The sequence below is a fragment of the Clostridium sp. D46t1_190503_E9 genome (genome assembly GCF_015555225.1).
Lineage (GTDB): Bacteria > Bacillota > Clostridia > Clostridiales > Clostridiaceae > Clostridium.
The window spans coordinates 275,827-291,032 of the sequence record NZ_JADNKB010000002.1 but is presented as its reverse complement, the minus strand read 5'-3'; the positions used below and the strand labels follow the sequence as shown (position 1 = coordinate 291,032).

The 15,206-nt window shown below is 27.4% G+C and carries 16 protein-coding genes; 12 read left to right on the top strand and 4 right to left on the bottom strand.

Annotation, left to right across the window (positions count from 1 at the left end; genetic code table 11):
* Nucleotides 1–53: 53 nt before the first annotated feature.
* The 7 genes from I2E83_RS03295 (at nt 54) to I2E83_RS03265 (ending at nt 8,415) form a co-directional block, all read left to right on the top strand.
* On the top strand, nt 54–821 hold the full coding sequence (locus tag I2E83_RS03295; RefSeq protein WP_195264161.1) for an ABC transporter ATP-binding protein: 768 nt from the start codon (nt 54–56) through the stop codon (nt 819–821).
* On the top strand, nt 814–1,602 hold the full coding sequence (locus tag I2E83_RS03290) for an ABC transporter permease (protein ID WP_195264160.1): 789 nt from the start codon (nt 814–816) through the stop codon (nt 1,600–1,602). Before I2E83_RS03295 ends, I2E83_RS03290 begins: the two co-directional genes overlap by 8 nt.
* Nucleotides 1,603–1,817: 215 nt before the next feature.
* Nucleotides 1,818–3,665, top strand: a complete 1,848-nt coding sequence (locus I2E83_RS03285; RefSeq protein ID WP_195428532.1) for a tetratricopeptide repeat protein — start codon at nt 1,818–1,820, stop codon at nt 3,663–3,665.
* A 99-nt stretch (nt 3,666–3,764) separates the two neighbouring features.
* A complete protein-coding gene (locus I2E83_RS03280; protein WP_195428530.1) occupies nt 3,765–4,862 on the top strand; it encodes a hypothetical protein in 1,098 nt (365 codons plus the stop codon).
* 139 nt (nt 4,863–5,001) lie between these two features.
* Nucleotides 5,002–5,892 (top strand): undecaprenyl-diphosphate phosphatase, encoded by an 891-nt coding sequence (locus I2E83_RS03275; protein ID WP_195428529.1) that lies wholly within the window; start codon nt 5,002–5,004, stop codon nt 5,890–5,892.
* Nucleotides 5,893–6,364: 472 nt separating this feature from the next.
* Nucleotides 6,365–7,465, top strand: coding sequence for a 6-phosphofructokinase (locus I2E83_RS03270; RefSeq protein ID WP_195264156.1), 1,101 nt, complete (start codon nt 6,365–6,367; stop codon nt 7,463–7,465).
* 170 nt (nt 7,466–7,635) lie between these two features.
* Nucleotides 7,636–8,415, top strand: coding sequence for a serine hydrolase (locus I2E83_RS03265; RefSeq protein ID WP_195428527.1), 780 nt, complete (start codon nt 7,636–7,638; stop codon nt 8,413–8,415).
* A 136-nt stretch (nt 8,416–8,551) separates the two neighbouring features.
* On the opposite strand, the gene I2E83_RS03260 is transcribed toward I2E83_RS03265, so the two are convergent.
* Both I2E83_RS03260 and I2E83_RS03255 read right to left on the bottom strand, forming a co-directional pair.
* Complete coding sequence (locus I2E83_RS03260) at nt 8,552–8,875, bottom strand: hypothetical protein (RefSeq protein ID WP_195428525.1); 324 nt, start codon at nt 8,873–8,875, stop codon at nt 8,552–8,554.
* Nucleotides 8,876–8,974: 99 nt separating this feature from the next.
* Nucleotides 8,975–9,292: a hypothetical protein gene (locus I2E83_RS03255; protein ID WP_195428523.1), complete on the bottom strand. Its 318-nt coding sequence runs from the start codon at nt 9,290–9,292 to the stop codon at nt 8,975–8,977.
* Between the two features lie 217 nt (nt 9,293–9,509).
* Here I2E83_RS03255 and I2E83_RS03250 point away from each other — a divergent pair, with 217 nt between their 5' ends.
* On the top strand, nt 9,510–9,713 hold the full coding sequence (locus I2E83_RS03250) for a DUF6290 family protein (protein ID WP_195264152.1): 204 nt from the start codon (nt 9,510–9,512) through the stop codon (nt 9,711–9,713).
* 331 nt (nt 9,714–10,044) lie between these two features.
* Here the strand turns inward: I2E83_RS03250 and I2E83_RS03245 are convergent, their stop codons facing one another.
* Both I2E83_RS03245 and I2E83_RS03240 read right to left on the bottom strand, forming a co-directional pair.
* A complete protein-coding gene (locus I2E83_RS03245) occupies nt 10,045–10,389 on the bottom strand; it encodes a YmaF family protein (RefSeq protein ID WP_195428521.1) in 345 nt (114 codons plus the stop codon).
* A gap of 315 nt (nt 10,390–10,704) precedes the next feature.
* Entirely contained in the window at nt 10,705–11,145 is a 441-nt protein-coding gene (locus I2E83_RS03240) for a hypothetical protein (RefSeq protein ID WP_195264150.1), read from the bottom strand.
* A gap of 580 nt (nt 11,146–11,725) precedes the next feature.
* On the opposite strand from I2E83_RS03240, the gene pyrB reads away from it, so the two are divergent.
* The 4 genes from pyrB to pyrF are packed head-to-tail and all read left to right on the top strand — an operon-like array spanning nt 11,726 to nt 15,195.
* On the top strand, nt 11,726–12,652 hold the full coding sequence (pyrB, locus tag I2E83_RS03235; protein WP_195264149.1) for an aspartate carbamoyltransferase: 927 nt from the start codon (nt 11,726–11,728) through the stop codon (nt 12,650–12,652).
* Nucleotides 12,653–13,084: an aspartate carbamoyltransferase regulatory subunit gene (locus I2E83_RS03230; RefSeq protein WP_195264148.1), complete on the top strand. Its 432-nt coding sequence runs from the start codon at nt 12,653–12,655 to the stop codon at nt 13,082–13,084. It abuts the gene before it with no gap.
* 28 nt (nt 13,085–13,112) lie between these two features.
* On the top strand, nt 13,113–14,309 hold the full coding sequence (locus I2E83_RS03225; RefSeq protein ID WP_195428519.1) for a dihydroorotase: 1,197 nt from the start codon (nt 13,113–13,115) through the stop codon (nt 14,307–14,309).
* 10 nt (nt 14,310–14,319) lie between these two features.
* Nucleotides 14,320–15,195, top strand: coding sequence for an orotidine-5'-phosphate decarboxylase (gene pyrF / locus I2E83_RS03220; protein ID WP_195428518.1), 876 nt, complete (start codon nt 14,320–14,322; stop codon nt 15,193–15,195).
* Nucleotides 15,196–15,206: the final 11 nt, after the last annotated feature.

The window sequence follows — 15,206 nt, the reverse complement described above, 5'->3', positions numbered from 1 at the left end:
CTAATAAACTTCTACCTATAAATATCTACATATATTAGAAAGGAGGTATAATTTTGAGCTTAATAGATGTGTCAAATATAAGTTTAACGTATCACTCTTTAAAGGGTGAAACAAAGGCTATAGAAAATATAAATTTTTCAATAGAAAAGGGGGAGTTTGTTAGCATAATAGGACCATCAGGATGTGGTAAGTCAACACTCTTAAATATTATTAGTGGGCTTTTAAAGCCTTCTGAAGGAAAAATAATTTATATAGATAAAGATATAAACAATAGACTAGATAAAATGGGATACATGTTTCAGAAGGATTATTTATTTGAATGGCTTTCTGTTAGGAGTAATATATTATTAGGACTAAAGATAAAGGGATTAGATAGTGAAGAAAACATTCGAAGAGCTGATAAACTTTTAGACAATTATCAACTATCAAAGTTTAAAAATCATAAACCAACAGAACTTTCAGGTGGAATGAGACAAAGAGTAGCACTTATTAGAACTCTTGCATTAAATCCAGATGTGCTTCTTTTAGATGAACCTTTTTCAGCTTTAGATTATCAAACAAGGCTTAAAGTGTGTGATGATGTTAAAAGTATAATAAAAAGAGAAGGGAAAACAGCTATAATGGTAACTCATGATTTAGGAGAAGCCATTGCAACTTCGGATAGAATAATAGTTCTTACTAAAAGACCTGCAAATATAAAATTAGATGTAGATATAACTTTTAAAAATGCTGAAGCAACTCCATTTCAAAGAAGGAAGGAACCAGAATTTAATGAATATTTTAATTTATTATGGAAGGAGTTGGACAGTGTAAATGAGTAATGAACATGAGGCTTATATTAAAAAGGTAAAGAAAGATAAAATTAAGGTTGCGGTATTTAGAGTAGCCATATTATTAATATTTATTGTTTTTTGGGAAGTAGCAGCTAGGTTGAAATGGATTGATCCATTTCTAACATCAAGTCCATCTAGAATACTTAATTCATTTCTATCTTTTGTAAAGGAAGGAACATTGCTTAGGCATATATCAGTAACTTGTTATGAAACAATACTAGGTTTTACATTAGGAACAGTGCTTGGAGCAATTATAGCTATTATTTTATGGGCATCACCTTTTACATCAAAAGTGTTAGATCCATACTTAGTAGTGCTAAATGCATTACCAAAAGTTGCACTTGCACCGATAGTAATATTTTGGGTGGGAAATGGTATGACAGCAATAATTGTTATAGCACTTTTAATTTCTATAGTAACAACAATAATAACAGTATTAACTGGTTTTAATGAAGTTGATAAAGGAAAACTAAAGCTGATGCAAACACTACAAGCTACAAAATTTCAAACACTAAAGTATCTTGTATTCCCATCAAATATCCAAGTGTTAATTTCTGCATTAAAAATAAATGTTGGTTTATCTTGGGTAGGGGTTATTATGGGGGAATTCTTAGTTGCAAGAGAAGGATTAGGATTTTTAATAGTATATGGTGGACAAATTTCACAATTAGATATGGTTATGATGAGTATTGTAATTCTTTCAATAATAGCATTTCTTATGTATATGATTGTAGCAAAGATTGAACAAAAATTAAAAAATATAAATTAGTTTTGAAATTAAAAGGCTGATAATACTTTTATTATCAGCTTTTTAAAATTAAGTTAAATATATTTAAAATTTCTTGACTAATTTTAATATGCTTAAAATACTGATTAATTATTAGGCGAAAATTGTAAAGATTTCAATTGTAAAAATTAAAAAAATTTGATAAAATGTATATTATATAATAATTGTGTAGATAAAATGAAAAGGTGGATGAAGTTATGAAAAAAACAGACAATCTTTTTTCTACTATAATAAAGTATTTGAAACCGTTTGTTGAAAAACTAAAAGTGGTAATTAAACCATTTAGAAATGGAATTGATGGGACAAGCAAAAAAATAAGTAATACATACAAAAAAATGAATGAAAAAAACCAATATATAGAACCAGTTATTATGATTTGCATTCCCTGTTTATTTGTACTTGTTATGATATTAGGAATTAAGAGCTTTACAACTGTTGAGGAAATTAACATAACTAAAAATAGTGCAGAATATCTATATTACGAAAATAAATATGATGAAGCAATAGAAGAATATAATAAAATGCAAAAAGAAGAAAATTGGCCAATATGGACAGTAAAATCTGCTGATATATATTCATTAAAAGGTGATATAAAAAAATCAAGTTCTCTTTTAAAGGAAGCAATAATAAAAAGAGATAGGATAATAAAAGAGGAAGGGTTTGATAAGTATAAAGATAAGGATATAGAATTAATTAATTCTATGTTGTTTACTTTTATAATGAATAAAGAATATGATGAAGCTATTTCACTTGGAGAACAATATATAAATGATTATGGTAAAAACAAGGAAATCTTAAAAACATTATTTTCAGCTTATATTTCAAATAACCATATATATAAAGCAGAAGTATTAACGGAAGAATATCCGATGGATGAAAACTCACCTTATGATATATGTGTATTAGCTAATATGAATATGCTAATTAATAGGTGGGACAAAGGTCTTGAACTTTTAAAAGATGCATGGTATTTAGATAAAAATGAAATGAAGATATACGATGTTATAGGAGATATGGCTTCATATAATAATGAAGAATTAATAAAATCGATAAAAGATATGATAGATAAAAATGAAGATGAAGATGCATACAAAATGCTTCTAGCAAAAGCTTATTCTGTTTCAGAAGAAACTGCAGGTGATGCAGAAGAATTAATGAAAGATTTAGAAGACAATAGTGCTTATGGAATAGCAAGTGATTTTATAAATCATGATATATGTAAAGTAACAAATAAGAATTCAGAAGCAGAGGAATACTTAGAAGATGCTGAAAGAAAAGCAGAAAAAGAAAAAAAAGATTCATATATTACATATTATATTTCATCATTAAAGGCAATAGATAATGAAAAATATGACGAGGCTTTCAACTTAGCTAAAAAAAGTGTAATAGCTAATGAAGAATATTCTAATAATTATGGAAGCTTGATTCCGAATATTTTATTAGCAAAAGGAAATATTAAGCCGACAGAAGCATATTTTAGAACTGCTATGCAAAAAGAGCCATACAACTATGAAACAATAATTAAAATAGCTAATTATTATTCTAATTACGAATATAATAATGAAAAAGCTAGAAATTACTATGAATTAGCCTTGAATATTAAAAAGGATGATAGTAAACTATATTTTAAACTTGCTAAGCTAGATATAGCTGAAGAAAAGTGGGAAGAAGCTGCTAACAACTTGAATAAAGCTATAAAGATTGATGAGAATAATCCGGAATACTGTAGAACTTTAGGCGCAGTATATTTGAAGAATTCAAAGAATGAAGAAGGAATTGAGTTTACTCGTAAGGCTTATTCTATTAATGAAAAAGATATATTAGCATTAAGTAATGCAGGCTGGTATTACTTGATGGTTGAAAATGATATTGCAAGAGGATATGAAAATATAAAGGCTGCATATGAAGAAATTCCAACTAGTATGGAGGAAAATACTAAAAATGCTATTATAGAAAATTATAATAAATCGAAAGAGGTTTATAATAAATTTTTAGAAGATAGTTCTCAAGAATTTAAAATATCAGGATTGAAACTGTTTTATTAAAAGTGCCAATAGGCACTTTTTTTATGTAGAAAAACAATACAATTTCTGGTATTATTATAATCATATTATATATATAATTATATTTATGGGGGGATCAGATTGAGAAAATTTAAAAAAATAATCATGTCAATAATTTTTATATTAGTAATAATTATAATATTTATTTTTAAGACAAAATATTCAAATGACGTTACTGTGAAAAAATGGGACAACATATATAACGAAAATAATATAACTTTCTTCTATGAAGAAAAGGATGATGAAAAAATAAAGATACTTAAAGATATGTATAATACAGAAGAAAAATTAGATGGTGAAAAAGATAAAATTAAGAAGGCAATAAGAATATCAGAGATTTTAAATGAAATAATTACATTTGATGATGTGCCTAATACTAAAGGAATAAATGGATATGACATATTAAAAGAAAAGAATGGAGCTAAAAAAGCTTCAGCTAGAGATCTTGGGATAATTTATAGGGATTTTCTTGAAAGTGTAGGCTACACCGCAAGACTTGGTGAATTTAGAAGGACTGATGCTAAATTAAGTAAGCAAAATTCATATTATGTAGTTGAGTTTTGGAGCAAAGAAGATAATAAATGGATAATGATTGATTTTATTGATAGAGGATATTTTGATAAAGAAGGATTTTATTGCAGTGCAGTTGAACTTTTAGATGAAGATGTTAGAAATTTAAATTATACAGGAAACAGTGATAGAAGAAATTATATACCAATGCTAAAAAAATCTTTATATACTTACACAATAAGTATTGATAATACTACTGATATGAAAAAAAGTAATAGCTATGTAACTTATGTTAAAAATACAAGTGATATAACCTTTAAATTTAAAGGAAGTTATATTACACCTACAATATTTACTCAAAATAAAGATTTAATGAGTAAAAATCCTATTGATACAACTGTTAAAAGTGATGAAAAAGCATATATAATTTTAATGAAAAAACAAGAGCAAACATCACTTGAAGATAAAAATGAAAACAATAGTTTTGTAATTGGTGCTTTTAAGGATGGAAAAATATTGGATGAATATTATATAAAGGAAAATGATAGTGGGTTTAGAAAAGTTAAAAAATATTCAGATATATTATTAACAAAGGGAGATAACTTAATAGAACTTTCATTAGATGGTGAAAATGTAGTTAGTAGTATAGAAATAGATTATAAAAAATGAAATATAAGTTTTCTTTATTTTTAAAGTTCTTTAATATAATCTTAAGAATTAATGGATTATAAGCAATAGACAGTAAAGAATTATAAAGGTATAATAAGATTTGTTGTAATTAGAACAGGTCTTAAAAGGAGGAAAAAGAATGGGTTTAGATTTTATCTATATACTTAAGGCTATTGTTATAGCTATAGTAGAAGGTCTTACAGAATTTGTACCAGTTTCATCAACAGGTCATATGATTTTAGTAGGAAGTCTAATAGGCTTTAGATCAGGTAGCATTGGTGCAGAAGAATTTGCAAGCATGTTTGAGGTAGTTATACAACTTGGAGCAATTTTAGCAGTAGTAGTATTATATTGGAATAAACTTTGGGGAGCGGTAGTTGAGTTCTTTACTTATATCTTTACATTAGGTAAAAAAGGACAATCAGGTTTTAAATTTGGTATAAATATAATAATAGCATCAATCCCAGCTTTAATTGTAGGTTTAACATTATATGATAATATAAAGAGTTTATTTAAACCTTCAGCAGTAGTTGTTGGATTTATCGTAGGTGGTATATTATTATTAGTAATAGAAAATAGATTTAGAAATAAAACTTCTAAAAGCGGAAAAATTCCAACAGTTGATGTTTTTGATTTAACTCCAATACAATCTTTAAAGGTTGGATTATTTCAAGTTTTATCAATGTGGCCAGGAATGTCAAGAAGTGCTTCAACAATAATGGGTGGATGGATTGCTGGACTTGCAACTCCAGTAGCAGCAGAGTTCTCATTCTTTTTAGCAGTTCCAGCTATGATAGGTTCATCGGCTATGGATTTATATAATTTTGATTATTCAATAATGAATTCTACATATATAGTTGCATTAATTATTGGATTTATTGTAGCCTTTATTGTATCAATAATAGTTATGGATATGTTTGTAAGTTATTTAAAGAAAAAGCCTATGAGAATATTTGCTATATATAGAGTTATTGCAGGTATAATTTTATTAGGATTATCACTTGCTGGAATTGTTACTTTAACTATGTAAAATAATTAAAAAAAATAAGAGTACAAACAAGTACTCTTATTTTTTTATTCAATTTCTAATTCTCTCTTTAACTTTTCAATTTCTTCTTTAAAATCATGAACTTTGTTTGCTAAGTTTGATTTTATAGTATTTATTTTGATATTTAATTTATTTGTTGAATATAGAACAGAATTGATTTTACCTTTTATATAGTATTTAATACTAATTTTAATAGAATTTAGTTAAATTTATATAAATCAAAAGAATAATTATGAGAAAATTACAAAGATATAAAAAATATTGAAAATATAAATAATTTTCCTTTTCAGTATATTATCTTTATGCTATCATTAAATAAGAAAAGTAACAATAATAGTTTGAAAACAATTGCATTAATTAAAGAAAAACTGTTATATTTTTAAAGAGAATTAACAGAAAATTTTAAATGTATAATCAATTTAAAAGTAACTGAATCGGGTAGGGGGAATTTTAAATGTCACAACAAATAAAAAAAATAGCATTACTAACAGGTGGTGGAGATTGTCCGGGATTAAATGCAGTTATAAGAGCCGTAACAAGAACAGCTATAATAAACTATGGAATGGAAGTAATAGGCTATAAGTTTGGATACAGAGGATTATACAACAATGATTTTGTACCTCTAACTTTAGATAGCGTATCAGGTATTCTTCATAGAGGTGGAACTATATTATATAGCTCAAATAAGGACAACTTATTTGATTACTTAGTAGAAGAAAATGGCGTTATGGTTAAAAAAGATGTATCAGATGTAGCAGTGGAAAATTTAAAGAAAGAAGGAGTAGATGTATTAGTTGTAATAGGAGGAGATGGAACTTTAACATCTGCAAGAGATTTTGCGAGAAAAGGAGTTAAAGTAATAGGAGTTCCAAAAACAATTGATAATGATTTAGCATCAACAGATGTAACATTTGGATTTAATACAGCTATAGATGTTGCTACTGAAGCATTAGATAGACTTCATACAACAGCTGAATCACATCATAGAGTAATGATTTGTGAGGTTATGGGGAGAGGAGCAGGTTGGATAGCATTAGAATCTGGTATTGCAGGTTCTGCAGATGTTATACTTTTACCTGAAATGCCTTATGATATAAATAAGATTGCTGAAAAAGTAAAAGAAAGAGAAGCGGCAGGAAGAAGATTTAGTATAGTTGTAGTAGCAGAAGGAGCAAAGCCAAAAGATGGAGAAGTAGTAGTGGCTAAGATAGTTGCTGATAGTCCAGATCCAATAAGACTTGGCGGAATAGGAAATAAATTGGCTGAAGACTTAGAAAAGCTGTTACCAGATAAAGAAATAAGATGTACAGTACTTGGACATATACAAAGAGGTGGAATAACTTCAACATATGATAGAATCTTATCAACAAGATATGGAGTTGGAGCTGTGGAACTTATTAATGAAGGTAAATTTGGAGAAATGGTTTGTCTTAAAGATGGAAAAATGTCTAGTGATAGTCTAGAAAATGTTATAGGACAAAAATCAAAATTAGTGGATCCAAATGGAGAATTAGTTCAAGTTGCAAAACAAATAGGAATTTCATTTGCTGATTAATTACAATAGAGGTGGTAGAGATTTTACTCTACCACTATTTTAGCTGTTTAAATATACATAAAAAACTAAATAAAACTTATATAAAATTTTATTTGATACTTCAAAATTTTCTGACAATATGATATAATCTTATTAGGCAGAGAATACAGTAAGGAAAGCTGGAGGGTATTATGAAAGAGATAAAGAAATATTTAGAATCAAGAATTGGGACGTATGGATTTTTCTTTGAGGATTTAAAGAGTGGATACATTTATGGTTATAATGAAAACGTTCAAATGGTAGCAGCAGGTTGTATGAAGCTGCCTATAGCTGTATCATTAATTAAAGCTGTAGAAGATAAAAAAATTGATTTTTTAGATAAAATAAAGATAGATGGAAAAGATAAAGTTTATGGTACAGGTATAATTCATGAGTTTAATGAAAGGGAATATACAGTTTTTGAATTATTAGTTGCTATGTTAATACAAAGTGATAATACAGCAGCCAATAAAATAATTGATATTGTTGGAATGGAAGAAATAAATAAAGATATAAAAGAAATGGGTTTAAAAAATACAACACTAAATAGAAAAACAACAGATGAAAGAAAAGTTAAAAATGAAATTGAAAATATAACATGTGCGTTAGATCTTGCTAGAATATGGAGGCATTTATATAATTCAACTTATTTAAACGAAGAAAATAGTCAAATGTTAATTGATATTTTAACAAGACAACAAATTAAAAATAAGCTAGCTTTATATATTCCAGATGATTTAAAATATGAAATTTCAAGTAAGACTGGAGATAAGAATGGAGTAGAAAACGATACTGAATTAATTAGATTATCAAAAGGAAACTTTACATTCACGGTTTTATCTATGGGAATACCTAATAGTGTTTATGGAACAGTTACATTGGCTAAATGCGGAAAAATGATGTGGGATAATGTTATGAATAATTGGCATTAATTAAAGAAATATGATAACTCCTAGGTTTCTAGGAGTTATTTTTATAGAAAAATATAGAGTAGAAACTATTAAACAAATCTACCCTATAAATAAAGAATGCTTTATAAAAAAAAATAGCAATATTTAATTTTCAAAATTATTCTTTAGATAAAAGAATACTGCCTTTTCCAATAATTACTATTTTGTAGCTAGGTTCTAGCTGTAAAATCTTATATTTAGAAGAACTAGAAGGCAATTTTATTGATTGCATTAGGGTATCATTTTCATTAAATACTACAAAATAAACATCATTTGTTTTTGATGTATTTTCAATATAATTTATTTCATTTAATGGGGTAGTAAAAGTATTTACCCTATATACCCCTTCTTTAAGTTGAGATTCGGCAAATTGAATAATCGCGTTAGTAGGTATGCATGATAATGATAAACAAAGTAATAGTATGCTAATAAATTTTTTCATTTTAACATCTACCTTTCTATTAAAATTAACTAAATAAATATATATTATACGAGTGTTATTTAGTGAAATAGTAAATATTTATATAAATGAACTTAAAAGCTAAGATAAAAAAGCTGAGCCATCACCAATTAATATTAGCTTGTAATTTTTTTCAAAATCATTTAAAGTATATTTTTGAGATTCGGGCTTCATTTTTATTGTTTGCAAAACTGTTTCATTTCTATCTAAAAGTATCAGGTATATAGAACCATCTTTTGAGATATTCTGAACATTTTTAACATTTCCTATTGTGTTAGTAATATCATTTACGTTGTAAACACCTTCCTTTAATATATTAGAAGAGATTTGAGGATTTGCTTTTACAATATTAAAGTTTAAAAATAAAGAAATAAAAATAATAGCTATAAATTTTTTCATTTAAATAACCACCTTTCGCAATTATTTTGGCTTTATAAAAATTAAATATACAAAATAAATACAAAATATATAAAGATGATAAAAAATTGTAATAATCTTGTTACCAATATAATAAATATGTAATATAAGATAGTTTATAATAATTACAGAATCAAAAAAATTAAAAATTATCTTTTGCTTTAAGATGCTTTTAAGTAGATATCTATGGAGGATAATAATGGGGAGTATATTAAAATTAGTCAAATTTATTTTTAAGGAGAAAGAGAATTCTATTTTAGATGATAAGGTTGAGCTTAAGATAAACAGTAAAGAAAAACAATTAATAAAAAAATATTGTGATTTAAAAAATATATCAGTAAATGAATTTTTTAGAACTGTGGCTATGAAAGAGATAGATAATTTTATTTATATAAAAAGATAAAATTGAAATATAAGTAAGAAGGAATAACCAATATTATAGTTATTCCTTGGAGAATTTTATAGTCCAGTATATTGTATTTTAAAACAACTTAACTTCATACTTTATAGCATGGTATATGTATAAAAAAAGTTACGTTTATATGTAAAAAAAATAAATATAGTGTATTACTATAAATTTGATAATCAAATCTTCGAAAAGAAGAATAGATTAGTAATAATAAAATTTATATAAAAATCCCCCTATAGAAACAAACATTTAATTTGATTAAAAGATAATTTTCTGTTTGTTTATTACAAGAGGGATTAACTTTAAAAGTGTTCAAGAATATAAATTATAGTGTAGGTGCATCAATTAATGTTGTGAAAATAAATTCATGAACATGACCATCAACAAATGTTGTAGTAGCTCTTGCTAAGTGGACATGTTTACCATTACCTACTGGTATTGCTGGACCTGTTACAATGCAGATTTCATGAAAGTGTCCGAAGAAGTCTGTGCTAGTTTTTATTTTATGAACATGAGATCCATTATATGGAATAGCTTCGCTTGAGACTCCTGCAAAACGATGATTATGTCTATCATCACCTTCTTCTGCAAATCTAGTACTTCCTAAGAATTCATGATTGTGAGTTTGTCTGCGACAACGCCTTAAAGCGCTATAATCATTTGTATACATATAAAATTCTCCTATCTCAAAATAATATAATTTATAATATGTAATTCAAAAAGAAATGTGCTTGAAAATAAGTATATAAAATATATTTTTATGTTACTACTATATTGGAAATTAAGAGAATCTGATTATAGGAAGTTAAAGTGAAGAAATATAATATGAATAGTAAAAGGGCTTTTCATATAGAAGCGTTACAGGAATTATTATTCCAGTAACGCCAATGAAAAATTAATTATTTTTTATATAAATTATTAAAATAAGAGACTATGATTAGATAAATTTTTAATCTATAGATATAAGCTTTTATTAGATAAAGGACTATTGAACATTTACGTTAACATTAGCATCAATTTCTCTTTCATCTTCGGTTTCAGTCTCAGTCTCGGTCTCAGTTTCAGTCTCAATATCAGTGCTAGTATTAGTTCCGTTAACAGTAACATTTAAAGTTATTGTATTACCGTTACTTGTAGTATCGGTATTAGAAGTTTCTTGAGCTTGAAGTTGAGCTTGAAGCTGAGCCTGAATTTGAGCTTGAAATTGTCTTTGATCTTGTTCTTGCCTTTGAAGTTGAGCTTGAAGTTGGGCTTGAAACTGTCTCTGATCTTGTTCTTGCCTTTGAAGCTGAGCTTGAAGTTGAGCCTGAATTTGAGCTTGAAGCTGAAGTTGTTTTTGAAGTTGATATAATACTTTAAGATAGTTATTATAAGAACCATCAAGTATTTCATTATAATCGTAATCGCTATAATAATATTTAGACATATAAATTCCCCCCCTCATTATTAGTTTTAAACATAAATAAATTGTGTTTATTACATAGTGTATAATATGTAATAAAGTGCAATAATGTTACGCATTTTAATTTAAGTCGTTAAACTTTTAGAGATAAGAAATTATTAATGAAAGATAATATATTAAATAGTATTTTTGAAGATACTTTATTGACAATGGAATATATAAATGTTATTCTATTGGAAAAGATGACCTTTAAATTAATCCAGAGAGATTAACAAGGAAGAGATTGTAATAGTAAAAGACTTTTATTAAGGGCTTATTATACCTTCCTTGAAATAAGGAAGGTTTTTTTATGTAAATTATAATATATATGTTTTAATTAATAATCTATATAATTACGATCTTATAAAATTAAAATTTGATAAGCTTATTTAAGTAAAAGAGTAAAATTGAAAATATATTGTATATAATTTTTATATAAGTTGCTGAAATTATTATTTTACTTGAATACTATAAGCTTTAAAATAATTTAGTTAAGTATAGAATATTTATTACAACTTATATACCTTTAAATTTAACACAGAGATGTTAACAAGGAGTGATGTAAATGGATATCAAAAATAAGCATTTGATTGATCCAATGGATTTTTCAAGGCAGGAATTACAAGAAATTTTTAAATTAGCACACCAAATAATGGCAAATCCGAGAGAATATTCTCATATCTGTGATGGAAAAATTTTAGCAACTTTATTTTATGAACCAAGTACAAGAACAAGATTTAGCTTTGAAGCTGCAATGATGAGACTTGGTGGTAAAATTCTAGGGTTTTCTGAGCCGAATTCAAGTTCCACTGTAAAGGGAGAAACTTTAGCAGATACTATAACTATGGTATCTATATATTCTGACATAATTGCCATGAGGCATCCAATGGAGGGGTCTGCAAAACTTGCAAGTATGTACTCAGAAGTTCCTGTAATAAATGCGGGAGATGGGGGACATCAGCATCCAACTCAAACATTAACTGATCTTTTAACTATAGAGTCTTTAAAGGATGGCTTAACAAATCATACGATGGGAATTTGTGGGGACCTAAAAAATGGAAGGACAGTTCACTCACTTATAAAAGCTATGTCACGATATGAAGGAACTAAATTTATCTTAATTTCACCAAAGGAATTATCTATACCAATTTATATAAGAGAAGAAATATTGATAAAAAACAATATAGAATTTAAAGAGGTTGAAAAATTAGAAGATGTAATAGAGGAACTAGATATTTTATATATGACAAGAATCCAAAAAGAAAGATTTTTCAATGAAGAGGAATATATTAGGCTTAAAGATAGCTATATCCTGGATATAGAAAAAATGAAGTTAGCCCAAAAAGATATGATAGTTATGCATCCACTACCAAGAGTAAATGAAATATCTATAGAAGTAGATAAAGATGAGAGAGCTTGTTATTTTAAGCAAGCAGAATATGGAATGTATGTAAGAATGGCATTAATTGCAAAACTCTTGGGGGTGGCTTAGATGTTAGAAATAACAAGTATAAAAAATGGATTAGTAATAGATCATATAAAAGTTGGAATGGGAATAAAAATATTTAATTATTTAAATCTTGATAAAGTGAATAGTCAAGTCGCTTTAATAATGAATGTTGAAAGTGATAAAATTGGTAAAAAAGACATAATTAAAATAGAAAATTCTTCAGAAGTAAACTATACAATTTTAGGATTACTTTCACCAAATCTTACTATAAACGAGGTAAGAGAAGGCGAAATAGCTAGAAAAATAAAACCAGAGTTACCTAAAAAGGTTATAGATGTTCTGATTTGCGGTAATCCAAGATGTATAACAGAAGTAGAGCAATATGTTCCTCATACATTTAATCTAATAGATGAAAATAAAGGAACATACAAGTGCGATTATTGTGATCATATAACAAAGCTATCTGATTTATAGATTTAAATATGAGATATGAGGTGAAATTATGAATTTACTAATAAAAAATGCTAGAATAGTAGATTATTCACAGGATTTTATTGGAGATCTTTATATAGAAAATGGAAAAATAAAAGAAGTAGGATTAGATATTAAAAGAGATGATGTAAATTTTATAGATGCTAAAGGACTTACGTTAATGCCTTCATTTATAGATACCCATTCTCATTTTAGGGAGCCAGGACTTACTTACAAAGAAGATATAGAAACAGGTTCTAAGGCAGCATTAAGGGGAGGATATACTGGAGTATGCTTGATGGCAAATACTAAGCCGATATGTTCTAGTAAAGAAGTTTTAGAAGAAGTTAGAAATAGAGAAAAAGAGCTGGATTTAATAGATTTGCATCAATGTGTATCTGTTACAAAAGGGTTTAATGGAAAAGATATAAGCCATTTAGATGAATTTAAAAGTGATACTAAACTTAAAGCAATATCAGATGATGGTGTTGGAGTTATGGATTCCGAAATAATGTATAAAGCTATGTTAAAGGCAAAAGAACATGACTGGATAGTAATGTCTCATGCAGAAGATAATAGCTTTTCAGATATAGATATGAGAATTGCTGAAAATATAATGACTTTAAGAGATATTTGTTTAGCAAAAGAAACTGGGGCAAGGCTTCATATGTGTCATGTTAGTACAAAAGAAGCTATAGAATATATTAGGGAAGCAAAGAAGCGCTTTAGCAATATAACTTGTGAGGTTACTCCTCATCATATATCCTTAACAAAAGATATAAATAATTATAGAGTAAACCCTCCTATAAGAGAAAAAGAAGATGTAGATAAAATTATAAATGCTATAAAAGATGGAGTTGTAGATTGTATAGGAACAGATCATGCGCCTCATACAAAAGAAGACAAAGAGAAAGGATCACCTGGAATGGTTGGACTTGAAACGTCATTTTCTATATGCTATACAAACCTAGTAAAACCAGGAACTATAACTTTAAATAAGCTAAGTGAAATTATGTCAAAGAACTGTGCTGATATTCTAGGTATGAATAAGGGGAGAATTAGTCCTGGAGTTGATGGAGATGTAGTCTTATTAGATTTAGATAAGAAGATAAAAGTAAACTCAAATGAATTTCATTCAAAGGGCAAAAATACTCCTTTTGAAGGTATGGAGTTTTATGGTGAAGTCCAGATGACAATAAAAGCAGGAAGAGTTCTTTATAAGAAGTAGGAGGATAAAGATGAAAAGCTTAATAATGGATAAATTATTTAATAGAGTAGAGGAAAGAGGCGTAGTTTGCGTTGGATTAGATACTGCGCTTGAATATATCCCGAGCTATCTTTTTGAAGGAAGATCGGAAGTAGAAGCATTAGTTGAGTTTAATAAACAAATAATAGATGCAACTATAGATGTAGCAGCCTGCTTTAAGGTTCAAATTGCTTATTATGAAGCGTTAGGATTAAGAGGAATGATTGCTTATAAAGAAACTTTAGATTATTTAAGAGAAAAAGATGCAATTATAATTGCTGATATAAAAAGAGGAGATATAGCTGCAACAGCTAAGCAATATGCTAAGGCCCATTTTGAAGGCGATTTTGAAGCTGATTTTATAACTCTTAGTCCATATATGGGGATGGATAGTATTGAACCCTATATGCCATATATGGAAAAAGGAAATAAGGGAGTTTTTTCGTTAGTTAGAACTTCTAATCCAGGAGCAGAAGATATAGAAATGTTGAAAACTACAGATTATAGGGATGTTTATAAGGTAGTTGGTGATAAAATTGCTGAGCTTGGTAAAGAAGTAGTAGGAGAGTGTGGCTATTCAAGCATTGGTGGAGTTATAGGATGTACTCATGTTGAAGAGGGGATTGAAATAAGAAAAAGATTTAAGAATATGTTTTTCTTAATACCTGGTTATGGAGCACAAGGCGGAAAAGCAGAAGATGTGGCTTTATATTTAAATAATGGAAATGGAGGAGTTGTAAACTCTTCAAGAGCTATACTTTTAGCATATAAAAAGAAAGAGGGCATGGAAAAAGATTTTGCATTACTTGCAAGAGAAGAAGCTATAAAAATGAGAGATGAAATAAAGGCAGCAGTAGAAAGTATATAGGAGGAAAACTA

Coding starts and splice junctions, on each gene's coding strand:
- I2E83_RS03230 (WP_195264148.1), top strand. CDS start 12,653: ATGTTAGAAATAACAAGTATAAAAAATGGATTAGTAATAGATCATATA.
- I2E83_RS03270 (WP_195264156.1), top strand. CDS start 6,365: ATGTCACAACAAATAAAAAAAATAGCATTACTAACAGGTGGTGGAGAT.
- I2E83_RS03285 (WP_195428532.1), top strand. CDS start 1,818: ATGAAAAAAACAGACAATCTTTTTTCTACTATAATAAAGTATTTGAAA.
- pyrB (WP_195264149.1), top strand. CDS start 11,726: ATGGATATCAAAAATAAGCATTTGATTGATCCAATGGATTTTTCAAGG.
- I2E83_RS03240 (WP_195264150.1), bottom strand. CDS start 11,145: ATGTCTAAATATTATTATAGCGATTACGATTATAATGAAATACTTGAT.
- I2E83_RS03290 (WP_195264160.1), top strand. CDS start 814: ATGAGTAATGAACATGAGGCTTATATTAAAAAGGTAAAGAAAGATAAA.
- I2E83_RS03225 (WP_195428519.1), top strand. CDS start 13,113: ATGAATTTACTAATAAAAAATGCTAGAATAGTAGATTATTCACAGGAT.
- I2E83_RS03275 (WP_195428529.1), top strand. CDS start 5,002: ATGGGTTTAGATTTTATCTATATACTTAAGGCTATTGTTATAGCTATA.
- pyrF (WP_195428518.1), top strand. CDS start 14,320: ATGAAAAGCTTAATAATGGATAAATTATTTAATAGAGTAGAGGAAAGA.
- I2E83_RS03260 (WP_195428525.1), bottom strand. CDS start 8,875: ATGAAAAAATTTATTAGCATACTATTACTTTGTTTATCATTATCATGC.
- I2E83_RS03255 (WP_195428523.1), bottom strand. CDS start 9,292: ATGAAAAAATTTATAGCTATTATTTTTATTTCTTTATTTTTAAACTTT.
- I2E83_RS03265 (WP_195428527.1), top strand. CDS start 7,636: ATGAAAGAGATAAAGAAATATTTAGAATCAAGAATTGGGACGTATGGA.
- I2E83_RS03250 (WP_195264152.1), top strand. CDS start 9,510: ATGGGGAGTATATTAAAATTAGTCAAATTTATTTTTAAGGAGAAAGAG.
- I2E83_RS03245 (WP_195428521.1), bottom strand. CDS start 10,389: ATGTATACAAATGATTATAGCGCTTTAAGGCGTTGTCGCAGACAAACT.